The sequence below is a fragment of the Catelliglobosispora koreensis DSM 44566 genome (assembly GCF_000379685.1).
Classification (GTDB): domain Bacteria; phylum Actinomycetota; class Actinomycetes; order Mycobacteriales; family Micromonosporaceae; genus Catelliglobosispora; species Catelliglobosispora koreensis.
Window position 1 is genome coordinate 1,444,446 of sequence record NZ_KB903249.1, and the last position, 22,730, is coordinate 1,467,175.

General features: G+C 65.6%; 23 protein-coding genes. 22 read left to right on the top strand and 1 reads right to left on the bottom strand.

The features are described from left to right. The first annotated feature begins 14 nt into the window (after nt 1–14). The 7 genes from aroC to A3E1_RS44515 all read left to right on the top strand — a co-directional run bounded on the left by aroC (nt 15) and on the right by A3E1_RS44515 (nt 5,428). Complete coding sequence (aroC, locus tag A3E1_RS0106735) at nt 15–1,193, top strand: chorismate synthase (RefSeq protein ID WP_026208162.1); 1,179 nt, start codon at nt 15–17, stop codon at nt 1,191–1,193. After that, on the top strand, nt 1,190–1,690 hold the full coding sequence (locus tag A3E1_RS0106740; protein ID WP_020519991.1) for a shikimate kinase: 501 nt from the start codon (nt 1,190–1,192) through the stop codon (nt 1,688–1,690). Before aroC ends, A3E1_RS0106740 begins: the two co-directional genes overlap by 4 nt. Beyond that, nucleotides 1,687–3,084 carry a 3-dehydroquinate synthase gene (gene aroB / locus A3E1_RS0106745; RefSeq protein WP_020519992.1) on the top strand — a complete coding sequence of 466 codons (1,398 nt, stop codon included), beginning with the start codon at nt 1,687–1,689 and terminating at the stop codon, nt 3,082–3,084. The genes A3E1_RS0106740 and aroB overlap by 4 nt, the downstream gene beginning before the upstream one ends. Next, nucleotides 3,065–3,490, top strand: a complete 426-nt coding sequence (gene aroQ / locus A3E1_RS0106750) for a type II 3-dehydroquinate dehydratase (protein ID WP_026208164.1) — start codon at nt 3,065–3,067, stop codon at nt 3,488–3,490. Before aroB ends, aroQ begins: the two co-directional genes overlap by 20 nt. A 46-nt stretch (nt 3,491–3,536) precedes the next feature. Next, nucleotides 3,537–4,094 carry an elongation factor P gene (efp, locus tag A3E1_RS0106755; protein WP_020519994.1) on the top strand — a complete coding sequence of 186 codons (558 nt, stop codon included), beginning with the start codon at nt 3,537–3,539 and terminating at the stop codon, nt 4,092–4,094. A gap of 84 nt (nt 4,095–4,178) precedes the next feature. Beyond that, the gene (gene nusB / locus A3E1_RS0106760; protein WP_020519995.1) at nt 4,179–4,592 is read left to right on the top strand and encodes a transcription antitermination factor NusB; all 414 of its coding nucleotides are present in this window, start codon (nt 4,179–4,181) and stop codon (nt 4,590–4,592) included. A gap of 59 nt (nt 4,593–4,651) precedes the next feature. Then, the gene (locus A3E1_RS44515; protein ID WP_020519996.1) at nt 4,652–5,428 is read left to right on the top strand and encodes an LppU/SCO3897 family protein; all 777 of its coding nucleotides are present in this window, start codon (nt 4,652–4,654) and stop codon (nt 5,426–5,428) included. Between the two features lie 38 nt (nt 5,429–5,466). Here the strand turns inward: A3E1_RS44515 and bldD are convergent, their stop codons facing one another. Beyond that, entirely contained in the window at nt 5,467–5,955 is a 489-nt protein-coding gene (bldD, locus tag A3E1_RS0106770) for a transcriptional regulator BldD (protein WP_020519997.1), read from the bottom strand. A gap of 194 nt (nt 5,956–6,149) precedes the next feature. Here bldD and pyrR point away from each other — a divergent pair, with 194 nt between their 5' ends. From pyrR to def, 15 genes are all read left to right on the top strand, one after another. Continuing rightward, on the top strand, nt 6,150–6,686 hold the full coding sequence (pyrR, locus tag A3E1_RS0106775; protein WP_020519998.1) for a bifunctional pyr operon transcriptional regulator/uracil phosphoribosyltransferase PyrR: 537 nt from the start codon (nt 6,150–6,152) through the stop codon (nt 6,684–6,686). Further along, entirely contained in the window at nt 6,683–7,579 is an 897-nt protein-coding gene (locus A3E1_RS0106780; protein WP_020519999.1) for an aspartate carbamoyltransferase catalytic subunit, read from the top strand. The genes pyrR and A3E1_RS0106780 overlap by 4 nt, the downstream gene beginning before the upstream one ends. 2 nt (nt 7,580–7,581) lie before the next feature. Continuing rightward, on the top strand, nt 7,582–8,796 hold the full coding sequence (locus tag A3E1_RS0106785; RefSeq protein WP_020520000.1) for a dihydroorotase: 1,215 nt from the start codon (nt 7,582–7,584) through the stop codon (nt 8,794–8,796). After that, nucleotides 8,793–9,890 carry a glutamine-hydrolyzing carbamoyl-phosphate synthase small subunit gene (carA, locus tag A3E1_RS0106790; protein ID WP_020520001.1) on the top strand — a complete coding sequence of 366 codons (1,098 nt, stop codon included), beginning with the start codon at nt 8,793–8,795 and terminating at the stop codon, nt 9,888–9,890. Before A3E1_RS0106785 ends, carA begins: the two co-directional genes overlap by 4 nt. After that, complete coding sequence (carB, locus tag A3E1_RS0106795; RefSeq protein ID WP_020520002.1) at nt 9,883–13,224, top strand: carbamoyl-phosphate synthase large subunit; 3,342 nt, start codon at nt 9,883–9,885, stop codon at nt 13,222–13,224. Before carA ends, carB begins: the two co-directional genes overlap by 8 nt. After that, complete coding sequence (locus A3E1_RS0106800) at nt 13,221–14,186, top strand: quinone-dependent dihydroorotate dehydrogenase (RefSeq protein WP_020520003.1); 966 nt, start codon at nt 13,221–13,223, stop codon at nt 14,184–14,186. Before carB ends, A3E1_RS0106800 begins: the two co-directional genes overlap by 4 nt. Continuing rightward, nucleotides 14,173–15,426: an adenosylmethionine--8-amino-7-oxononanoate transaminase gene (locus tag A3E1_RS0106805; RefSeq protein WP_020520004.1), complete on the top strand. Its 1,254-nt coding sequence runs from the start codon at nt 14,173–14,175 to the stop codon at nt 15,424–15,426. Before A3E1_RS0106800 ends, A3E1_RS0106805 begins: the two co-directional genes overlap by 14 nt. Then, a complete protein-coding gene (gene pyrF / locus A3E1_RS0106810) occupies nt 15,423–16,262 on the top strand; it encodes an orotidine-5'-phosphate decarboxylase (RefSeq protein WP_020520005.1) in 840 nt (279 codons plus the stop codon). Before A3E1_RS0106805 ends, pyrF begins: the two co-directional genes overlap by 4 nt. Before the next feature lie 124 nt (nt 16,263–16,386). Continuing rightward, entirely contained in the window at nt 16,387–16,701 is a 315-nt protein-coding gene (gene mihF, locus A3E1_RS0106815; protein ID WP_020520006.1) for an integration host factor, actinobacterial type, read from the top strand. A gap of 117 nt (nt 16,702–16,818) precedes the next feature. Continuing rightward, on the top strand, nt 16,819–17,400 hold the full coding sequence (gmk, locus tag A3E1_RS0106820) for a guanylate kinase (RefSeq protein WP_020520007.1): 582 nt from the start codon (nt 16,819–16,821) through the stop codon (nt 17,398–17,400). A gap of 12 nt (nt 17,401–17,412) precedes the next feature. After that, on the top strand, nt 17,413–17,676 hold the full coding sequence (rpoZ, locus tag A3E1_RS0106825) for a DNA-directed RNA polymerase subunit omega (RefSeq protein ID WP_020520008.1): 264 nt from the start codon (nt 17,413–17,415) through the stop codon (nt 17,674–17,676). Between the two features lie 7 nt (nt 17,677–17,683). Then, nucleotides 17,684–18,892, top strand: coding sequence for a bifunctional phosphopantothenoylcysteine decarboxylase/phosphopantothenate--cysteine ligase CoaBC (gene coaBC / locus A3E1_RS0106830; RefSeq protein WP_020520009.1), 1,209 nt, complete (start codon nt 17,684–17,686; stop codon nt 18,890–18,892). Between the two features lie 38 nt (nt 18,893–18,930). Beyond that, nucleotides 18,931–20,121, top strand: coding sequence for a methionine adenosyltransferase (metK, locus tag A3E1_RS0106835; RefSeq protein WP_020520010.1), 1,191 nt, complete (start codon nt 18,931–18,933; stop codon nt 20,119–20,121). 70 nt (nt 20,122–20,191) lie between these two features. After that, a complete protein-coding gene (locus tag A3E1_RS0106840) occupies nt 20,192–22,111 on the top strand; it encodes a primosomal protein N' (protein ID WP_169454381.1) in 1,920 nt (639 codons plus the stop codon). A gap of 63 nt (nt 22,112–22,174) precedes the next feature. Further along, a complete protein-coding gene (gene def, locus A3E1_RS0106845) occupies nt 22,175–22,729 on the top strand; it encodes a peptide deformylase (protein WP_020520012.1) in 555 nt (184 codons plus the stop codon). The last annotated feature ends 1 nt before the right edge of the window (nt 22,730 follow it).

Below are 22,730 nucleotides of genomic sequence, written 5' to 3' on the forward strand. Positions count from 1 at the left end.
GAAAGACTGGTCGGGTGTTGCGTTGGTTGACAGCAGGGGAATCCCACGGGCCGGCATTGGTGGCGGTCCTCGATGGGATCCCGGCTGGCGTGGAAGTGACTTCAGCCCAGATCGGCCGGGAGCTCGCGCGGCGGCGGCTCGGCTATGGCCGGGGTGCGCGGATGGCGTTTGAGCAGGACGTCGTGACGATCATCGGCGGCGTACGCCATGGGGTCACGCTCGGCAGCCCGGTCGCCATCGAGGTGGGCAACTCGGAGTGGCCGAAGTGGGAAACCGTCATGGCGGCTGACCCGGTCGACCCCGAGCTGCTGGCGAAGCAGGCCCGCAACGCTCCACTGACGCGTCCCCGCCCGGGCCACGCCGACCTCGCCGGCATGCAGAAGTATGGCCACACCGACGCCAGGCCGATCCTCGAGCGCGCTAGCGCGCGGGAGACAGCGGCCCGTGTCGCGGTTGGCACCGTGGCGAAAGCGTTGCTAAAGCAGGCCCTGGGCATCGAGATCGTGTCACACGTGGTCGAGCTCGGCTCGGTCGCGGCCAAGCCCGGTTTGGTCGCCCGCCCCGAAGACGAAGAGCGTATCGACGCCGATCCCTTGCGCTGTCTCGACCCGGAAGCGAGCGCCCGCATGGTCGCCGAGGTCGACGCCGCCAAGAAGGACGCCGACACCCTAGGCGGCATCGTGGAGGTGCTCGCCTACGGCGTGCCGCCGGGCCTAGGCAGCCACACCCAGTGGGACCGCAAGCTCGACGCCCGCATCGCCACCGCGCTCATGTCCATTCAGGCCATCAAAGGTGTCGAAATCGGCGACGCGTTCACCCAAGCGCGCTCCCGCGGCTCGGTCGCCCACGACGAGATCGTGCCTACGGCAACGGGCGTCAAGCGCGTGACGGACCGCGCGGGGGGCCTGGAAGGCGGGATCACGAGCGGCGAGCCACTGCGCGTGCGTGCCGCTATGAAGCCCATCTCGTCGCTGAACCGCGCACTGTCCACTGTGGACATCACGACCGGCGAGGCGGCGACCGCGATCAACCAGCGTTCCGATGTCTGTGCCGTTCCGGCCGCCGCGATCGTCGCCGAAGCCATGCTGGCACTGGTGCTCGCCGAAGCCGCGACAGAGAAGTTCGGCGGGGACTCCGTCGCCGAGATCAAGCGAAACCTTCAGGGGTACCTAGAGAACCTGGTGATCTCATGAAGCCCATCGCCGTGCTCGTTGGCCCGCCAGGGGCTGGCAAGACCACCGTCGGCACCCTGCTCGCCGAGTCCAGGGGAGTGTCCTTTCGCGACACCGACGCCGATATCGAGCAAGGCGTGGGCAAGCCGATTCCGGAGATCTTCGTCGACGAAGGTGAAGAGCACTTCCGCGCGCTCGAACGAGCCGCGGTCCGCAACGCACTGTCCACTCACGACGGTGTGCTCGCCCTTGGCGGCGGCGCGATCCTCGCCCCAGAGACCCGCCAACTCCTGGGCGGGCACACGGTCGTCTTCCTCAAGGTCGACCTCAGTGAGGCTGTCAGCCGGGTCGGGCTCGACCACGGCCGCCCGCTGCTGATGGTCAACCCCCGCGCGACATTGCGCTACTTGATGGAGCAGCGCCGTCCGCTCTACGAGGAGGTCTCCACCTATACGGTCGACACCTCAGGCCGCGCTCCCGAAGACGTCGTCGCCGACATCACCAAGGCCCTCGCATGACGACACCGCTATCGCCTGAAGAACCCGTGCACCACGCTCATTCGGCGACCCCGGGTCTTCCCACCGCGACTGAGCAAGCCGCTTCGGAGCCTTCCGTTTCCGTGGCTGCCCCAAGCGAACCCGCCGCTTCGGAGCCCGCGGCGAGTGAGCTTGCCGCCGCCTCCGAAGGCGCCGGCGACCTCGCGGCCCACGAGCGCGCCTTCATCGCCGCGACATCCCCGGCCGCTTTAGCAACGCCGGCGGGCCAAGCACCTGGCGCGCACCATCACGCGGCACACGGCCACGAAGGCGAGCCCAGCGAGGGCGCGGTGGGGCATAGTCACGGGCTGCACGAGGCGCACGCTCACGAAGCGCACCACCATCACACGGTGGTTCGCGTGGGCGGGGCGCAGGCCTATGACGTCATCATCGGCGAGCACATCAGCCACCACTTGCCGTCGCTTGTCCAGGGGGCGACGCGGGCGGCGGTGCTGTTTACCGCTTCGGTCAACCACGACGCCTCGCACGCGGTGCATGAGCTGATCGGTGCGGGGATTGAAGTCACCCCGATCACGATCCCGGACGCCGAAGCCGGAAAGTCGGTCGAGGTCGCCGCCCGGTGCTGGGATACGTTGGCGGCCAACGGGTTCACCCGCTCCGATGTGGTCATTGGCGTGGGCGGGGGAGCACTGACCGACCTCGCCGGATTCGTGGCGTCCACATGGCTGCGTGGCGTGCGCTGGGTGCCGGTGGCGACAAGTGTTAACGGGATGGTTGACGCAGCGGTAGGCGGCAAGACCGGCATCAACATCGCGGCGGGCAAAAACCTTGTGGGCGCGTTCTATCCGCCCGTGGGCGTCCTGTGCGAGCTGACCGCGCTCAAGACATTGCCTATCGCGCAACGCAATGCCGGGCTGGCCGAGGTCGTCAAGTGTGGCTTCATCGCCGACCCGGTCATCCTCGAGCTGATGTCCAAACCGGACAGTCTGCCGGAACTCATCGAGCGTTCCGTGCGCGTCAAAGCCGAAGTGGTCGCGGAGGATCTCAAGGAAAGTGGCCGCCGCGAGATTCTGAACTACGGCCACACGCTCGGGCACGCGATCGAAAACGTGGAGAACTACACGTGGTCGCACGGTCAGGCGATCAGCGTCGGGCTTGTTTACGCGGCGATCCTCGGCAAACTGACGGGCCGCCCCGACTTCGTGGACCAGACCCGTGAGCACCTGTCCGCGCTGGGACTGCCCGTGAGCTATGACGGAGACTGGGCCGCGTTGCGTGCCGCGATGTCCATCGACAAGAAGGCGCGGGGCAACGCACTGCGTTTCGTGCTCCTGGACGACCTGGCAAAGCCGGTCACCGTGCCGGTCCAAGACGAATCTTTGCTACAGAGGGCATATGAAGGTCTACGTTCTTAACGGGGTGAACCTGGGCCGGCTGGGCACCAGGCAAACCGATATCTACGGCGTCACGACCTACGAGGCGCTCGCGGAGATGTGCGCCGGCGCGGGCAAGGAGCTCGGGCTGGACGTCGAGGTGCGCCAAACGGACAGTGAAGCCGAACTCGTGGGCTGGCTGCACCAGGCGGCCGACGAACGCGCGCCGGTCGTGCTAAATCCCGCAGCGTGGTCGCACTATTCGATCGCGGTCCGCGACGCGTGCGCCATGCTCAACGCTCCGCTGATCGAGGTGCACCTGTCCAACATCCACGCCCGTGAGGAGTTCCGGCATCATTCGGTGGTTTCAGCCGTGGCGTCCGGGGTGATTTGTGGTCTTGGCGTGGATGGCTACCGTCTCGCGCTGTTGCACCTCGCACAACGCTAGACTGGTGCCCGTTTGTTCATTGAATACCTAACCAGGAGATTTGGCAGTGGCCTCCACTAACGACCTCAAGAACGGCATGGTGCTCAACCTCGATAACCAGTTGTGGTCGGTGGTCGAGTTCCAGCACGTGAAGCCGGGCAAGGGCCCAGCCTTCGTGCGCACCACGCTGAAGCAGATCCCTTCGGGCAAGGTGGTCGACAAGACGTTCAACGCGGGCACCAAGGTGGAGACCGCCAACGTCGACAAGCGCACGATGCAATACCTCTACAAGGACGGCGAAGACTTCGTCTTCATGGACCTCGACACCTACGACCAGATCCACGTCGGTGCCGGTGTCATGGGCGACAACGAGAATTACCTGCTGCCCGAGGCTGAGGTGATTGTCGCCACTCACGAGGGCGTCGTCCTCTACGTTGAGCTTCCGACCAGCGTCATGGTCGAGGTCACCTACACCGAGCCGGGCCTTCAGGGCGACCGCTCGACCGGTGGCACCAAGCCGGCCACGATCGAGACCGGCGCGACTGTCCAGGTGCCGCTGTTCATCAGCACCGGCGAGAAGATCAAGGTCGACACCCGTGACGGCCGTTACCTCGGCCGCTCGTAATGCCAAAGGTCTTCGAATTACTGCGACCTGATCTTGGGCCGAAGGCATGGAGCTTGCGACATGCCTGAAGGACCTAAGACAAACATGCCGGCGCGCCGCAGGGCGCGTAAGCGGGCACTAGATGTGCTCTATGAAGCCGATCTTCGCGATCTGCCGGTGAGCCAGGTGCTCGACGCCTATGTCGAGCGCCTGGAACAGCCACGGCCGGAGCACTTGCCGTACACCATTTCGCTCGTGAAGGGTGTCGACGACAAGCTCGACCGGATCGACGAAGCCATCTCCACCTATGCCGAGGGCTGGACCATCGACCGGATGCCGATCGTGGACCGCAACCTCGCCCGCATAGCGGTCTATGAGCTGTTCTTCGTGGCCGAGATCGACGATCCCGTGGCCATCACGGAAGCCGTTGAGCTGGCGAAGGAACTGTCCACTGACGACTCGCCCCGATTCCTCAATGGACTGCTCGGAAGGATCGCCGACTACGCGCCTCGCGACTGACGGTAGGGTGCCTCCCTGTGCGCGGTGGACGGTCCACCGCGCCGTGGGGGAGGAACGAATTGAGTTACGGGGATCAGTCACAGCCGCCCGGTCAGGGGCAGCCGCAGGATCCGTTCGCGCAACAGGGTCCGTACCCGCCGCAAGGGCAGTATCCGCCGCAGGATCCTTATGCGGCACCGGTTCAGCCTGGATACCCACCGCAGGATCCATATGCGGCACCGGCTTCGCCCGCGCAGCCACCGGGTTACCCGCCGCAGGATCCTTATGCGGGGCAGGGGCAGCAGCTCCCGCCAACGGCGCAATATCCAGTGCAGGGGCAGTATCCACAGCAGCCGCCCTATGGCCAGCCGCAATACGGGCAGCCACAGTATGGGCAGCCAGCCGTCGCGCCAGCGGCGCCGGCCAAGAAAACAGGGCTGAAAATCGCCGTGATCGCCGGCGGTGTCGCGGTTCTGTGCCTGCTTGGCTGCGTGGCCTGGGGGGTCACGACTTACCTAAACCCGAAGGACGAAGAGCCGGTGGCGAAGGCGACAACGGCGACTCCGTCTCCGAAGCGCACCAGCCCGACGCCTAAGCCCAGCCTGACGAAGTCGCCGGAATGGGATCCGAAGGTCAAGGATTGTGTGAAGAACACCGGCACTGACGCCGACCCGAACCTGGTGCCGGCCACCTGCGGCCCAGGAACGTACAAGATCGTGGCCCGGGTGCCCAACACCACGGACCCTGGGTCGTGCAAGACCGGGCCGTTCGCGGCGAAGGAGCCCTACGACGCGACGTATTGGTACCGCTCGGGCAGCGGGATCTATCGCTATGTGCTCTGCCTGAAGAAGCAGTAAAGAAAAGTGGCCCCCAAGCGGGGGCCACTTTTCTTTAGTCAGCTAGCGAAGAACGCACGGGGGTCGGCCACAAGGACGTTGTGGTCGGCGAGACGCTCGATCAGCTCTGTTGGGGTGCAATCGTAGAAGACCGCCAGCGCTTGCAGGTCGACAGCGCGGATGGACAGGACGCGGCCGTTGTAGTCGCCGCGTTGCTGCTGGATCGCACGGGCGAAGCGGGCGACCGAAGCGAGGTCTTCGGCGGCGCCATCGTAAAGCTTCTCCAGATCCAGGACGATCTTGCTTGTTGGCTCGTGGCGGGGGGCAGGGCCATCGGGCAGAAGTTCGCCAACCGGTACGCGGTAGAAGTCAGCGAGCTCGGCGAGCCGGGACACGGTCACGGCACGGTCGCCGCGCTCGTAAGACCCGACAACGACGGCTTTCCAGCGCCCACCAGACTTTTCTTCAACACCTTGCAGCGAGAGGTTCTGCTGCTGGCGAATGGAGCGCAACCGGGCGCCTAGCGACTTCGCGTAATCAGAAGGCATTTTCTTCACTCCGGGGGTCGGCTCAGTGCAGCTGTGGTCACTACGCAGCGTGACGACCGTAACGGCGATGCACCCTCACGGTCAAGGGGCAAGTAGACCGATCGTGCCGAGGCACACTGGCTGATCGGGTAGGTGTAGCTTTGACCTCGACATCTTTTAAGGACCCGTCCCGTGAGGCGGGGAAGGAGTCTGCTTTGCCATACGCAAAAACCGTACTAACCGACGCTGACGTTCAGCGGGTGGTTGACCGGATTGCTCACCAGATTCTCGAAAAAACCCAGGGCGCCCAAGACGTCGTCCTGATGGGCATCGTGAGCCGGGGCGTTCCCCTGGCCCGGCGCCTGGCCGAGCGCATTAGCGCGTTCGAAGGGCTTTCCCTTCCAGTCGGTGCGCTCGACATCACTCTCTACCGCGACGACCTGCGCCAGCAGGCGGTCCGCAAAGTCGGGCATACCGAAGAGCCGCCGGGTGGCGTTGACGGGCGCCGCGTGATCCTCGTCGACGACGTTTTGTTCTCCGGCCGGACGATCCGGGCCGCCCTGGATGCGCTCAGTGATCTAGGCAGGCCGGGTGTGGTGCAGCTAGCGGTCCTCGTCGACCGGGGACACCGCCAGCTGCCGATTCGTGCCGACTACGTCGGAAAGAACATCCCCACCGCGCTGACCGAGAAGGTCCGCGTGAAGCTCGCCGAAATCGACGGCACCGACGAGGTCCAGCTGGAGGCAGCGTGAAGCATCTACTTTCAGCCGGCGACCTGACGGCGGCGGCCGCGACCGAAATCCTCGACATCGCGGCGGAAATGGCTGCGGTGCAAGGACGCGAAATCAAGAAGCTGCCGACCCTGCGCGGCCGGACTGTGGTGAACCTGTTTTATGAGGACTCCACGCGGACCCGGATTTCCTTCGAAGCGGCCGCGAAGAGACTGTCCGCCGATGTCATCAACTTCTCGGCCAAGGGCTCCAGTGTGGAGAAGGGCGAGAGCCTGAAGGACACGGCCTGGACGTTGCAGGCCATGGGCGCCGACGCGGTCGTGATTAGACACCCGGCCAGTGGCGCTCCCTACCGCCTGGCGAACTGGGTCAACGGCAGTGTGCTCAACGCTGGCGACGGAACGCATGAGCACCCGACACAGGCACTGCTCGACGCGTACACGATCCGCTCACGGATGGGACGCATCGATGGGCTGCGGGTGGCCATTGTCGGCGACGTGCTGCACAGCCGGGTCGCGCGATCCAACGCTTTGCTGCTGAAAACCCTTGGCGCCAAAGTAACCCTGGTCGGCCCGCCGACGCTCGTCCCGCAGGAACTGGGCGACGTTAGCTACGACCTCGATGCCCTCCTGCCGGACTCCGACGTCGTCATGATGCTGCGGGTCCAGAAGGAACGGATGCACAGCTCCTACCTCCCGAGCGCACGCGAATACTCGCGCCGTTACGGGCTCGATGGCGCGCGCCTGAGGCGCTTGCCGGAACACGCGATCGTCATGCACCCCGGGCCGATGAACCGGGGCATGGAGATCACGCCAGAGGTGGCCGACTCGCCCCGGTCCACCATCGTTGAGCAGGTCACCAATGGCGTTAGCGTGCGGATGGCATGCCTGTACTTGCTGCTCGGAGGAAAATAAGCATGAAGATCTATATCCGGGATGGCCTGATCGTCGACAAGGCAGCGGGAGCGCAGGTGGTCGACACCGACGGCCTCGTCGCGCTGCCGGGCCTCGTCGACCTGCACACCCACTTGCGGGAGCCGGGCCGCGAAGACGCCGAGACCGTCTTGACGGGATCGCGCGCGGCCGCCCTCGGTGGTTACACCGCCGTGTGCGCCATGGCCAACACCTCACCCGTGGCCGACACCGCGGGCGTGGTCGAGCAGGTGTACCGCCTGGGTCAAGAGGCTGGACTGGTTGACGTGCAACCGATCGGGGCCGTGACCGTCGGGCTGGCCGGTGAGCGCCTGGCCGAGTTGGGGGCGATGGCCGAAAGTGCCGCGCGGGTACGCGTTTTCTCCGACGATGGCTTCTGCGTTCACGATCCGCGGCTCATGCGCCGCGCCCTGGAATATGTCAAGGCTTTCAACGGTGTCATCGCCCAGCACGCCGAGGAGCCGCGCCTGACCGAGGGCGCACAGATGCACGAGGGCGATGTCTCGCAACGGCTCGGTCTAACTGGCTGGCCCGCTGTCGCTGAGGAAAGCATCATCGCCCGCGACGTTCTGCTCGCTGAACATGTCGGATCGCGGTTGCATGTCTGCCACGTGTCCACTGCGGGCAGCGTTGAGGTGATCCGGCAGGCGAAGGCGCGCGGCGTTCAGGTCACCGCTGAGGTGACCCCGCACCACTTGCTCCTGACACACGAGCTGGCGACCTCCTATGACCCGGTGTACAAGGTGAATCCGCCGCTGCGCACGGCCAGTGACGTCGAGGCGCTGCGCCAGGGTGTGCTCGACGGGACGATCGACATCATCGCCACCGACCACGCTCCACACACGAGCGAGGACAAGGAATGCGAGTGGGCCTACGCCCGCCCTGGGATGCTCGGCTTGGAAACCGCGCTGCCCATCGCGATCCACGTTTTCGGTGAGCAGTGGGACCTGATCTCGGAGCGCATGTCCTATGCCCCGGCGCGCATCGCGCAACTGTCCGGGCACGGGCACCCGCTCACGCCGGGAAACCCGGCCAATTTCACGCTCATCGACCCCACAGCGAAGTGGGCCGTCGACCCGCACGGGCTGGCGAGCCTAAGCCACAACACGCCTTACGCGGGGATGACCCTGCCAGGGCGGGTCGTCCACACCTACTTGCGTGGTGTGCAGACGGTCGAAAACGGGAAGGTGACGAAGTGACTGAGGCAATCCTTGTCCTTGAGGACGGGCGGACGTTCCGGGGGGAGGCATACGGCGCTGCCGGCGAAACGTTCGGCGAGGCCGTGTTCACCACCGGGATGACCGGTTACCAGGAGACACTGACCGACCCGTCGTATCACCGCCAGGTTGTCGTGCAGACGGCCCCGCACATTGGCAACACCGGCGTCAACGATGAGGACGATGAGTCGGGCCGCATCTGGGTCGCTGGCTATGTCGTGCGCGATCCGTCGCGTACCCCCTCGAATTGGCGCTCGAAACGCGGCCTGCAAGAGCGGCTCGAAGAAGAAGGTGTCGTTGGCATCTCGGGTATTGATACCCGCGCCTTGACGCGCCACTTGCGTGAGCGGGGCGCGATGCGGGTGGGAGTGTCCAGTGTGGACGCTGATCCGCAAGCGTTGCTGGCGCGCATTCTGGAGCAGCCGCTGATGGTTGGCGCCGATCTCAGCGCCGAAGTCACGACGCCGCAAACCTATGTGGTGCAAGCCGAAGGCGAGCACCGCTACACGGTCGCGGCCCTGGACCTTGGCATCAAGCGCAATGTGGCCAGGCGGCTTGCCAAGCGCGGTGTCACCACGCACATCATGCCGGCGACCTCAAGCCTCGAGGACCTTAAGAGCGTCAACCCGGACGCCATCTTCTTCTCGCCCGGACCGGGTGACCCCGCAACAGCCGATCACCCCGTGGTGCTCGCGCAAGCCGTGATGCGGCAACGGATTCCGCTGTTCGGCATCTGCTTCGGCAGCCAGATCCTGGGGCGTGCCCTGGGGTTCGGGACGTACAAGCTCGGCTACGGTCACCGGGGCATCAACCAGCCTGTGATGGACCGCGTCACCGGCAAAGTCGAAATCACCTCACACAACCACGGCTTCGCGGTGGACGCGCCGGAGAAGTCCGAAGGCGAGTTCGGCCGGGTCGAGGTCAGTCACGTTTGCCTGAACGACAACGTTGTCGAGGGTCTGCGGTGTTTGGACACTCCCGCGTTCACCGTGCAGTACCACCCCGAAGCGGCGGCCGGCCCGCACGATGCCGACTATCTGTTCGACCGGTTCGTTGAGTTGGTGGAAAATGCCTAAGCGCTCAGATCTCAAGCACATCCTCGTCATCGGCTCCGGCCCGATCGTCATCGGCCAAGCCTGCGAATTCGATTATTCGGGTACGCAAGCGTGCCGCGTCCTTCGCTCTGAAGGCATTCGCGTCAGCCTCGTGAACTCCAACCCGGCGACCATCATGACCGACCCGGAGTTCGCGGACGCCACCTACGTGGAACCGATCACGCCGGAGTTCGTGGAGAAGGTCATCGCGGCCGAACGCCCGGATGCCTTGCTGCCCACGCTCGGCGGGCAGACCGCCCTGAACACAGCGGTCGCGTTGTACGAGTCCGGCGTGCTGGACAAGTACAACGTCGAACTGATCGGGGCCAACATCGACGCCATCCGGCGCGGTGAGGACCGTCAGCTGTTCAAGGACATCGTCGCCAAGGCCGGGGGAGACACTCCGAGGTCGCGGGTGTGCCACAGCTACGACGAAGTCCTTGCCGCGGTCGAAGACCTCGGTCTGCCGGTCGTCATCCGGCCGTCGTTCACCATGGGCGGCTTGGGTTCCGGTATGGCGCACACGATGGAACAGCTGGAACTCATCGCCAACGCCGGGCTGTCCGCGTCACCGACCACCGAGGTGCTCATCGAGGAGAGCGTGCTCGGGTGGAAGGAATACGAGCTGGAGTTGATGCGCGACAAGCACGACAACGTCGTTGTCATCTGCTCCATCGAAAACATCGACCCGATGGGTGTCCACACGGGAGACTCGGTCACGGTCGCCCCGGCGATGACGCTGACGGACGTTGAGTACCAGGCGATGCGGGATCTGGGCATCGCGGTGCTGCGCGAAGTCGGTGTGGACACGGGCGGCTGCAACATCCAGTTCGCGATCCACCCGGCGACCGGCCGGATCGTGGTCATCGAGATGAACCCTCGCGTGTCGCGGTCCAGTGCGCTGGCCTCCAAGGCGACGGGCTTCCCGATCGCGAAGATCGCCGCCAAGCTCGCCATCGGCTACACCCTCGACGAGATCCCGAATGACATCACGCTCAAGACCCCGGCGGCTTTTGAGCCCTCGCTGGACTACGTGGTGGTGAAAATCCCGCGGTTCGCGTTCGAGAAGTTCCCGGGCGCTGACGCCGAACTCACCACCACGATGAAGTCGGTCGGCGAAGCCATGAGCCTCGGGCGTAACTTCTCCGAGGCGCTGAACAAAGCCATGCGCTCCATGGAGACGAAGGCGGCCGGCTTCTGGACCGTTGCGGACGCGGCACTTGCGCACCCGGTCGCGGCCGGCGATGACGGCACGTCGTTGCTTGAGGCGCTGAAGGTTCCGCACGACGCGCGGCTTTACACCGTGGAGCGCGCGCTGCGGGCGGGGCGTTCGGTCGCCGAGGTGTGCGAGGCGTCTGGGATGGACCCGTGGTTCGTGGACCAGATCGCCGGGCTGACCGAGCTGCGCGAGTCCATTATGGACGCTCGCGTGCTCGACGAAGCCTTGCTGCGCAAGGCGAAGCGGGCCGGCCTGTCCGACCGTCAGCTCGCCGCGCTGCGGCCGGAATTCGCCGGGGAAGACGGTGTGCGCACGTTGCGGCACCGGCTCGGGGTGCGGCCCGTCTACAAGACCGTCGACACCTGTGCCGCCGAGTTCTCGGCCGAAACGCCTTACTACTACTCGTCTTACGACGAGGAGACCGAGGTCCGGCCGTCAGACAAGCCGAAGGTGATCATCCTTGGTTCCGGGCCTAACCGCATCGGCCAGGGCATCGAGTTCGACTACTCCTGTGTGCACGCGGTCATGGCGTTGCGGGCGGCCGGTTACGAGACCGTGATGGTCAACTGCAACCCCGAGACTGTCTCGACCGACTACGACACGGCTGACCGGCTCTACTTCGAGCCGCTCACGTTCGAGGACGTATTCGAGGTCTACCACGCGGAGCACACCTCGGGTGTGGCCGCTGGCGGTCCCGGTGTGGTCGGCTGCATCGTTCAGCTCGGTGGGCAAACGCCACTCGGCCTGGCGCAGCGGCTCAAGAACGCCGGTGTCCCGATCGTTGGCACGTCACCGGAATCCATCCACCTCGCCGAGGAGCGGGGCGCGTTCGGCCGGGTTCTCGCCGCGGCGGGCCTTCGGGCGCCCGCGCACGGGACGGCGACGTCCTATGACGACGCCAAGAAGATCGCCGACGAGGTCGGGTACCCCGTCCTGGTGCGCCCGTCCTACGTCTTGGGTGGACGCGGCATGGAGATCGTCTACGACGACCCGACCCTGCGCTCCTACATCGAACGCGCGACCGACATCTCCCCGGAGCACCCGGTGCTCGTGGACCGGTTCCTTGACGACGCCATCGAAATCGACGTCGACGCGCTGTGCGACGCGACCGGCGAGGTCTACCTCGGCGGGGTCATGGAGCACATCGAGGAAGCGGGCATCCACAGTGGAGACTCGGCGTGCGCGTTGCCGCCGATCACCCTGGGCAACGCTCACCTGTCGAAGGTGCGCGAATACACCGAGGCGATCGCCCGTGGCGTTGGCGTGCGCGGTTTGCTGAACGTGCAGTACGCGCTGAAGGACGACGCGCTTTACGTGCTGGAGGCCAACCCGCGCGCTTCCCGGACCGTCCCGTTCGTGTCGAAGGCGACGGCTGTCCCGCTGGCGAAGGCGGCGGCCCGCATCGCTTTGGGCGCGACGATCGCCGAGCTGCGTGCCGAAGGCATGCTGCTGGCGACCTCAGACGGCGGCGTTATGCCCGAGGGCGCTCCGGTCGCGGTCAAGGAGGCGGTGCTGCCGTTCAAGCGGTTCCGCACCAAGGCCGGCCACGGCGTGGACACGCTACTGTCACCGGAGATGAAGTCGACCGGTGAAGTCATGGGCATCGACATGTCGTTTGGCTACTCGTTCGCCAAGTCGCAGACCGCCGCCTACGGTGGGCTGCCCGTCAGCGGGAAGATCTTCGTCTCCGTCGCGAACCGCGACAAGCGGGGCATGATCTTCCCGATCAAGCGGCTGGCCGACCTGGGCTTCGAGATCATCGCGACCGCTGGCACCGGCGAAGTGTTGCGGCGGCACGGGATTCCGTGCGAGATCGTGGGCAAGCACTACGAGCACGGCTCCAGCGACGCGGTGTCGCTCATCCATTCCGGTGCGGTGCAGATGGTCATCAACACGCCGCAGGGTTCGGGTGCGGCGGCACGCTCGGATGGCTACGAGATCCGTTCCGCCGCGGTCGCGGCCGACATCCCTTGCTGCACCACGGTTCCCGGCGCGGCGGCGGCCGTCATGGGCATCGAGGCGCTGATCCGGGGCGACATGACGGTCCGCCCGCTGCAGCAACTGCACGCCGCCCTGCGCCCGGAGCTCAGCAAGTGACGGTGTTTGAGAAGGCCGTGCGGCCCTGGCTGTTCCGCATCGGCAAAGGCGACGCGGAGACGGCACATGAGTGGACGCTGCACCGGCTGGCCCGGCTCGGCGCACCCGTGCGCAAGGCGCTGGCCAGCCTGTACAAAGTGGACAGACCGGTCCGGGTCTTCGGGGTGGACTTCCCGAACCCGGTCGGCCTGGCCGCCGGCATGGACAAGAACGGCATCGCGCTCAGCGCCTGGCCCGCGCTCGGGTTCGGCTTCGTGGAAGTGGGCACGGTCACCGCACACGCTCAGCCGGGCAACGAGAAACCGCGGGTTTTCCGCGACATCGGCAAGCAGGCCGTCATCAACCGGATGGGCTTCAACAACGCCGGTGCCGCCGCCCTCGCGAGCAAGCTGATGGAATTTCAGCGGACCGTCCCGTTAGGAATCTCCCTCGGCAAGTCGAAGATCACGCCACTGGACGAGGCGGTGGCCGACTACCGCGCGTCCTATGACCTGCTGGCGCCTTACGCGGACTACATCGCCATCAACGTCAGCTCGCCCAACACACCGGGCCTTCGCCAGCTGCAGGACAAGTCGCACCTGGAGGCGATCCTGCGCGAGTTGAAGGGCGACGTGCCGCTGCTGGTGAAGATCGCTCCTGATCTGACCGAAGCCGCGATCGCCGAAGCGCTTGAGGTGTCAATAGCCAACGGCGTCAAGGGAATCATCGCCACCAACACGACGATCGCCCATGACGGTCCACAAGGAGGACTGTCGGGCAAGCCGCTGACGCAACGCGCACGGGAGGTCGTTTCGTTCGTGCACAAGGAGTCGGGGCTGCCCGTGATCGGCGTCGGCGGGATCATGACGGCTGACGACGCGTCGCGGATGTTCGACGCCGGTGCTTCGCTGATCCAGCTCTACACCGGGTTCATCTATCACGGTCCCGCGCTGGTGAAGGAGTGCGTGCGTGGATATCGCTGAACTCGACCGCGCGCACGTGTGGCACCCCTATGGCCCGATGCCCGGAACGCTGACGCCCTACGTGGTCGAGTCCGCCTCAGGTGTGCGGCTGAAACTGCAGGACGGACGCGAACTGGTCGACGGCATGTCCAGCTGGTGGGCGGCGATCCACGGCTACCGTGTGCCCGAACTCGACCAGGCGGTCCAAAACCAGCTGGGCAAGATGGCACACGTCATGTTCGGCGGGCTCACCCACGAGCCGGCCGTCAAGCTCGCCAAGACTCTCGTGGACATCACGCCCGCCGGCCTGCAACACGTCTTCCTCGCCGACTCGGGCTCGGTCAGCGTCGAGGTCGCCATCAAGATGGCGCTGCAGTACTGGGCGTCCAAGGGACGGCCGGAAAAGCGGCGTCTCGCGACGTGGCGTGGCGGATACCACGGCGACACGTTCCACCCGATGAGCGTTTGCGACCCCGAAGGCGGCATGCACTCGCTGTGGGGAGACGTGCTGCCCCGTCAGCTTTTCGCCGGGCCGCCACCGGCCGTGTTCGAACAGTCCTACGTGGACGAACTCGAGCGGGCCATCGCCCTAAACGCTGACGAACTCGCGGCGGTCATCGTCGAACCGGTCGTGCAGGGAGCTGGCGGGATGCGGTTCCACGACCCGGGATATCTGCGGGTACTCCGGGAATTGTGCACCGCTCACGGAGTACCACTGATATTCGATGAGATCGCGACCGGTTTTGGGCGCACCGGTGAGCTCTTCGCCGCGGACCTGGCGGGGGTTACCCCCGACATCATGTGCCTGGGCAAGGCGCTGACGGGCGGTTACCTGACGCTCGCGGCGGCGCTGTGCACGAGTGAGATCGCCGATGGCATCTCGCGGGGACAGGTGCCGGTGCTGGCGCACGGGCCGACTTACATGGGCAATCCGCTCGCGTGCGCGGTCGCTCAGGCGTCGGTCGAACTGCTGCTGAGCAAACCCTGGCGAGATGACGTGAAACGGATCGAGGCGAGACTCCTAACCGGACTCGCTCCCGCGGCGGATCTGCCGGGGGTCAAAGACGTGCGGGTGCTCGGGGCGATCGGTGTCATCCAGCTCGACAGCCCCGTTGACGTCCCCGCGGTTACGGCGACCGCGGCCAAGCACGGTGTCTGGGTTAGACCGTTCCGCGATCTGGTTTACGCGATGCCGCCCTACGTTTGCACTGATGACGAAGTGGACTTGATTACTACAGCCATGGTGAGGAGTGTCCAATGACACCTTTTGGAGCCCGTCTCGTTGAGGCGATGGCCGATCGGGGGCAGTTGTGCGTCGGAGTGGACCCGCACGCTGAGCTGCTCGGTGCCTGGGGCTTGCCGGACAGCCCCCAAGGTGTGGCTGATTTTTGCCAAATTGTCGTGGATGCACTGGCCGACAGGGTGGCCGTGTTCAAACCGCAGTCCGCGTTTTTCGAGCGTTTCGGGGCTTTGGGAGTCCAGATTCTCGAGTCAACTATCCGACAGTTGAGGGAGGCCGGAGCTCTGGTTCTTCTCGACGCCAAACGCGGTGACATCGGCTCGACTGTCGCGGCTTACGCCGACGCGTATTTGAACCCATCCAGTCCCATCTATGTCGACGCGATCACGGCGAGCCCGTATCTCGGCGTCGGCTCACTCAGCCCGATGTTTGACTCGGCGCTCAGGTACGGCGGCGGAGTTTTCGTGCTCGCCTTAACGTCCAATAAGGAGGGTCCGTCGATCCAGCACGCGCGGGTCGAAGACGGCCGAACCGTCGGCCAGCACGTCTTGGACGAGATTTCCCTGCTAAATGAGGGTATGCAGCCGTTGGGAAGCTTCGGTGCCGTGGTCGGGGCGACGATTGGCGATACCGGACACGACCTGTCTCGCATGGGCGGACCGTTTCTCGTTCCGGGCCTGGGAGCACAGGGCGGGCGGCCCGATGATCTTCGCCGGATCTTCGGTGAGAACCTCTCGGCGGTCCTCCCGTCGTACTCCCGGGAGGTCCTCGGGGCGGGACCTTCGGCGTCGGCCCTGCAAGCGAAAGTATCGAAGATTATTGATGAGTTGAAGATCGTCCTAGGTTCGCCTAAGTGACTTAGAACACCTTGCTCACTGTTGTCGTGACCATTGCGTGACGTTGCCGAAACCGGCATTGACCGCTAGGTTTCCGGCTTGCCAGCGAATACCCGCTGGTGAAACCGAAGGACGAGGAGAACTGGTGCCGCTCCCGACACTGACCCCTGAGCAGCGCGCCGCCGCGCTTGAGAAGGCCGCGGAGGTCCGCAAGGCTCGCGCTGAGCTCAAGGAGCAGCTCAAGCAGGGGAAGACCACCCTGGCCAAGGTTCTGGACCGTGCCGAGTCGGATGACGTCGTCGGCAAGCTCAAGGTCTCGGCCGTGTTGCAGGCCCTTCCGGGCATCGGCAAGATCCGCGCCACGCAGATCATGGAGAAGCTGAAGATCGCTGACTCCCGCCGTTTGCGCGGCCTGGGCGACCAGCAGCGCAAGGCTCTGCTGGCCGAGTTCTCTGGCTAGGCCAGAAAAACCTTAGAAACCGAGAATCGCCGTGAACGCAGAGCGTTTGCGGCGATTTCTCGTTACAAATGCATGACCCCTCGCGAGCTCGCTGCAAGGATCGGGTAGAAATTGAGCATGGATCACTTCTCGCCGAACCGGCTGACCGTCCTCTCCGGCCCATCCGGAGTGGGAAAGGACGCGGTGATCGAAGTTGTCCGCAAACAAGCCCCGTGGATTTGGCTGTCCGTGTCAGTGACGACGCGGCGCAAACGCGACTACGAAGTCGATGGCAAGCACTACCACTTCGCCACCCGCACCGAGTTTGAGCGCTACATCCAGGAAGATTCCCTCCTGGAGTGGGCTGAATTCGCTGGGAACCTCTACGGAACGCCGCGTGGGCCGGTGGAAGTCCGCCTGCGCGAAGGAATCCCCACCTTGCTGAAGATCGACCTTCAGGGCGCGCGCCAGGTGCGTAAGGCGATGCCTGAAGCTCAGCTCGTCTTCCTCGCCCCGCCGTCGCGCGAAGAGTTGCGCCGCCGCCTCACCGGCCGGGGGACCGAGGATCCGGACACGATCCGCCGCCGTCTCGAGCACGCCGATGAGGAACTGGCGGCCGAGAAGGAATTCGACGTCACGATCATCAACGACTACCTCGAGCGCGCTGCTGACGAGTTGGTAGGATTGCTCGGTTCGCCCATCTTGGCTTCACGGAATTAAGGATTTGATCCAGTGGCTGGAACTGTCGCCAACCCCGAAGGCATCACCAATCCGCCCATCGACGAGCTGCTCGAGAAGACCTCGTCGAAGTACGCGCTGGTGATCTTCGCGGCCAAGCGCGCACGCCAGGTCAACGCTTACTACTCGCAGCTCGGTGAAGGCCTGCTCGAATACGTGGGACCGCTGGTCGAGACCACACCGCAGGAGAAAGCGCTTTCGATCGCCATGCGCGAGATCAACGCGGGTCTGCTGACCTCCGAGCCCACCGAGGGCTAGGGCGGCGGTGGCCTCGATAGTCCTCGGCGTCAGCGGGGGGATAGCCGCCTACAAGGTGGTTTACCTGTTGCGTTTGCTGACCGAGGCCGGCCATCAAGTGCGCGTCATCCCGACCGAGGCGGCGCTGAAGTTCGTCGGCGCCGCCACCTGGGAAGCCCTGTCGGGACAGCCCGTCTCCACCTCTGTTTGGGAAAACGTCCCCGCCGTTGAACATGTCCGGCTGGGTAAAGCCGCGGATCTGGTGCTGATCGCTCCCGCGACAGCCGACTTGCTCGCCCGGGCCGCGCACGGCCAAGCCGACGATCTGCTCACCAATACGCTTCTGACCGCCACGTGCCCGGTCATCTTCGTGCCGGAGATGCACACCCAGATGTGGGAGCACCCGGCGACAGTCAGCAATGTGGCGTTGCTACGCGAGCGGGGCAACGTCGTCACCGAGCCCGCGAGTGGCCGCCTGACAGGAAAAGACTCTGGCAAAGGCCGCCTTCCCGAGCCCGCTCAGATCTTCGAAGTCGCGCAGCACGTGCTGTCGCGCGGGACGGCGTTCACACAGGATCTGGCCGGCAAACGGGTCGTCATCACGGCTGGCGGCACCCGTGAACCCCTTGACCCCGTTAGGTTTCTGGGCAACCGGTCGTCGGGCAAGCAGGGTTACGCCTTCGCCCGCACCGCTGTCGCGCGCGGCGCCAAGGTCACGTTGATATCGGCCAATGTGGACCTTCCCACCCCGGCCGGCGCGGAATTGACCAAAGTGGAGACAACGGCCGAGCTTCGCGAAGCGGTTCTTAGTGCCGCCAAAGGCAGTGATGTCATCGTGATGGCCGCCGCGCCCGCTGACTTTCGCCCGGTGAGCTACGCTGACCACAAGATCAAGAAGCGGGACGATGGCACGGCACCCGTGATTGAACTCACGGTTAATCCCGACATCGCCGCTGAGCTTGGGAAAAACAAAGAGCCAGGCCAGATTCTGGTCGCCTTTGCGGCGGAAACGCAGGATGCGTTGGCCAACGCGCAAGAAAAGCTCCTGCGTAAGAAAGCCGACTTAATCGTTGTCAATGACGTGGGAACCGGGCGAGTGTTCGGCTCTGATGGCAATGAGGCCACCGTCATAGGGGCAGACGGGACCATCGTTGCCTTGCCTCGCTTGCGCAAAGATGAGGTCGCCGACGCTGTCTGGGACAGGGTGGTCGCGTTGATCTCTGGCAGCCCTAGCTAAACTCATTTTCATAACTATTTCCAGCTTAGGAGACTCGTGTGGCACGTCGCCTGTTCACCTCGGAGTCGGTGACCGAGGGTCACCCCGACAAGATCGCTGACCAGATCAGCGACGGCGTCTTGGACGCCCTGCTTGCGCAGGACCCGCGCAGCCGTGTCGCGGTGGAGACCCTCATCACGACCGGCCAGGTACACGTGGCGGGTGAGGTGACGACGCAGGCATACGCAGACATCGCCACCATCGTTCGCGAGACCATCCTGGGCATCGGGTACGACTCTTCCAAGAAGGGTTTTGATGGCGCTTCGTGTGGCGTGAGCGTGTCCATCGGCTCGCAGTCACCCGATATTGCCCAGGGCGTCAACACCGCCCTTGAGCTGCGCTCGGAGGGGTCCGGAGACCTGATTGACTCGCAGGGCGCCGGCGACCAGGGCATGATGTTCGGCTTCGCTTGCCAGGAAACGCCGGAACTCATGCCGCTGCCGATCGCCCTGGCGCACCGCCTCGCGCGCCGGCTCACCGCGGCCCGCAAAGATGGCGTGATCCCTTACCTGCGCCCAGATGGCAAGACCCAGGTCACCATCGAATACGACGGCCTCAAGCCGGTTCGCCTGCACACCGTCGTCGTGTCCTCGCAGCACGCCCCGGACATTTCGCTGGAGTCGCTGCTGACCCCAGACATCCGTGAGCACGTCATCGCGCCGGAGCTCGAGAGCCTTGGCCTCGAAACCGACGGTTACCGCCTGCTCGTGAACCCGACGGGACGCTTCGAGATCGGCGGCCCGATGGGTGACGCCGGCCTCACCGGCCGCAAGATCATCGTCGACACGTACGGCGGCTACGCCCGTCACGGTGGCGGTGCCTTCTCCGGCAAGGACCCGTCCAAGGTGGACCGTTCGGCCGCCTACGCCATGCGCTGGGTCGCCAAGAACGTCGTCGCCGCTGGACTGGCCGAGCGCTGCGAGGTGCAGGTGGCTTACGCCATCGGCAAGGCGAGCCCGGTGTCACTGTTCGTCGAGACCTTCGGCACGGAGGTTGTGCCCGTGGACCGCATCGAGAAGGCCATCGGCCAGGTCTTCGACCTGCGCCCAGCGGCCATCATCCGCGACCTCGACCTGCTGCGCCCGATCTACCAGCAGACCGCCGCCTACGGCCACTTCGGCCGTGAGCTGCCCGATCTGACCTGGGAGCGCACAGACCGCGTCGCCGACCTCAAAGCCGCTGCGGCCTGATGTCGGTGCCACACGTCATGATTGACGGGTGACAAAAGCTAAGCCGGGCGACCGGCAGCCTGCGGAAGGGCTGCCGGTCGCCCGCGTTTGTGTCGACGTCGCGTTGCCGCATCTGGACCGTCTGTTCGACTATCAGGTTCCGTCCGAACTCGACGGTGCGGCCCAGCCGGGCACGCGCGTGAAAGTGCGGTTCAGTGGCAAGCTCGCCGACGGCTGGCTGATTGACCGGGCGGCGTCTTCGGAGCATCCCAAACTCGCGTGGCTGGAAAAGGTCGTCTCGGCCGAGCCCGTGCTGCGGCCAGAGGTCGTGGCGCTGGCGCGCGAGATCGCCCATCGCTACGCGGGCAGCCTTGCCGACGTGCTGCGGCTGGCCATCCCGCCGCGCCAGGCCGCGGTGGAAAAGGAGACTCCCGCCACGCTCAAGCCCGAACAGCTTGACCTGCCTGACAACGCGGGCTGGTCGCGCTATCCAGCGGGCGCCGCCTTTCTGGCTAAGCTCGCCGAAGGCGAAAGCCCACGGGCGGTGTGGAGCGCGCTGCCCGGTGAGGACTGGCCGTCGCGGGTGGCTGAAGCGATCGCGGCGACGCTCCACAGTGGACGCGGGGCGGTGGCGGTCGTCGCCGACGCCCGCGATCTGTCCAGACTGGACGCCGCTCTCACCACATTGATCGGCGCGGGTCACCATGTCGCCCTGAGCGCCGCTCTTGGCCCGGCTGAACGCTATCGGCGCTTCCTCAAGGCGAGCCGGGGCGACGTGCGGGCCGTCATCGGCACCCGCGCCACGGCATTCGCCCCGGTGGAGCGGCTCGGGCTGGTCGCGATTTGGGATGACGGCGATGACGTGCACGCCGAGCCGCGAGCGCCCTACCCGCATGCCCGTCAGGTGCTGCTTTCCCGTTCAGTGCAGGCAAACGCGGCCGTGCTCGTGGGTGGTTTCGCGCGCACGGCTGAGGCGCAGCAACTGCTTTCGACCGGCTGGGCGCGGGAGGTGGCCGCTTCCCGCGAGACGATCCGCGTTGCCGCGCCCGAGGTTCAGCCCGCTGATGACAACGCCCTCGCGCGCGACCCGGCCGCGGCTTCGGCCCGGCTGCCCAGCGTCGCGTGGAACGCTGCCCGCAGCGCGCTGCAAGCCAAAGCGCCTGTGCTGGTTCAGGTTCCGCGTCGGGGCTATGTGCCCGCGGTGTCGTGCCAGGACTGCCGAGAACGCGCCCGCTGCCCGCATTGCGCTGGGCCGCTGACGCTGGGATCTTCGGGCGCTCCGCCGAGTTGCCGTTGGTGCGCCCGGCCCGCGGCGGGGTTCATCTGCCCGGCGTGTGGGGGCAGGCGGTTGCGTGCGGCTATCACGGGCGTTCGGCGTACCGCCGAAGAAATGGGCCGCGCCTTCCCCGACGTTCCCGTCATGACCTCAGGTGGGGAAAACATCCTTTCGGGGGTACGCGATGAGCCCGCCCTCGTTTTGTCCACGCCCGGAGCCGAACCCGTGGCCGAACGTGGCTATGGCGCCGTGCTGTTGCTCGACTCGTGGGCTCTGCTCACCCGCTCTGACCTGCGAGCTGGCGAAGAGGCGGCCCGGCGGTGGTTTCAGGCGGCGGCGCTGGCCAAACCAGCGTCGGCAGGCGGAAAGGTCGTCGTGGTCGCCGATGGCTCCCTGGCGCAGGTGCAGGCGCTGATCCGGTGGGATCCGGGCTGGCTGGCCGACCGGGAGCTAGCCGAGCGGCGGGCGCTCAGATTCCCGCCCGCGGCACAGCTCGCGTCCCTGACCGGGGTGCAGGCGGCGGTCAGCGAGCTGCTCGACGCCACAGCTCTGCCGCCAGGGGCCGAGGTGCTTGGCCCGTTACCCGTCGGCGAGGACCAAGAGCGCATGCTCGTGCGGGTGCGCCGGTCGGCCGGGCCCGCGCTAGCGGAAGCTCTGCACGCGGCGGCCGGGGTGCGCAGTGCCCGCAAGGCGGCCGATCCGGTGCGGATTCAGCTCGATCCACAGGAGCTGTGAGATCACCGCCGTGGGGGTCCGTAGACTCGTGGAGGAGATTGCCACCGCTGAGGAGAAGCACCTGTGACCGTCCAGCCCATTCGCTACTACGGGGATCCAGTTTTGCGGAGCCCCGCAGATCTAGTCACCACCTTTGACAAGGAGCTGCGAGGTCTGGTGAAGGACCTGACCGACACCATGCAGAAGGCTGGTGGGGTCGGTCTGGCGGCGCCGCAGATCGGTGTGGGTCTGCGCGTTTTCTCGTTCGATGTGGACGATGTGGTCGGTCACCTGATCAATCCGGAGCTGCACTTCCCCGATGAGGAAGAGCAGGATGGCGACGAGGGCTGTCTGTCTCTGCCTGGCGTCTACTACGACACCAAGCGCCGCATGAACGTGATCGCCAAGGGCTTCAACGAGTCTGGCGATCCCATCCAGATCGTGGGCACGGGGCTTATGTCGCGCTGCATTCAGCATGAGACGGATCACCTCGATGGCGTGATCTTCATTGACCGCCTGGAAAAGAACCTGCGCAAGCAGGCGATCCGCGAGATCCGCAAAGCGGAGTGGTATGACCCGGAGCGCACCGTGGTGAAGGTCTCGCCGCACGCGGCCAGCCCCTTCGGCATTGGCAGGTGAC

What these genes read in the sequence shown, in the direction of transcription:
- A3E1_RS0106740 (WP_020519991.1), top strand. Translation starts at nt 1,190, where the DNA reads ATGAAGCCCATCGCCGTGCTCGTTGGCCCGCCAGGGGCTGGCAAGACC.
- aroB (WP_020519992.1), top strand. Translation starts at nt 1,687, where the DNA reads ATGACGACACCGCTATCGCCTGAAGAACCCGTGCACCACGCTCATTCG.
- aroQ (WP_026208164.1), top strand. Translation starts at nt 3,065, where the DNA reads ATGAAGGTCTACGTTCTTAACGGGGTGAACCTGGGCCGGCTGGGCACC.
- nusB (WP_020519995.1), top strand. Translation starts at nt 4,179, where the DNA reads ATGCCGGCGCGCCGCAGGGCGCGTAAGCGGGCACTAGATGTGCTCTAT.
- bldD (WP_020519997.1), bottom strand. Translation starts at nt 5,955, where the DNA reads ATGCCTTCTGATTACGCGAAGTCGCTAGGCGCCCGGTTGCGCTCCATT.
- A3E1_RS0106785 (WP_020520000.1), top strand. Translation starts at nt 7,582, where the DNA reads ATGAAGATCTATATCCGGGATGGCCTGATCGTCGACAAGGCAGCGGGA.
- carB (WP_020520002.1), top strand. Translation starts at nt 9,883, where the DNA reads ATGCCTAAGCGCTCAGATCTCAAGCACATCCTCGTCATCGGCTCCGGC.
- pyrF (WP_020520005.1), top strand. Translation starts at nt 15,423, where the DNA reads ATGACACCTTTTGGAGCCCGTCTCGTTGAGGCGATGGCCGATCGGGGG.
- gmk (WP_020520007.1), top strand. Translation starts at nt 16,819, where the DNA reads ATGGATCACTTCTCGCCGAACCGGCTGACCGTCCTCTCCGGCCCATCC.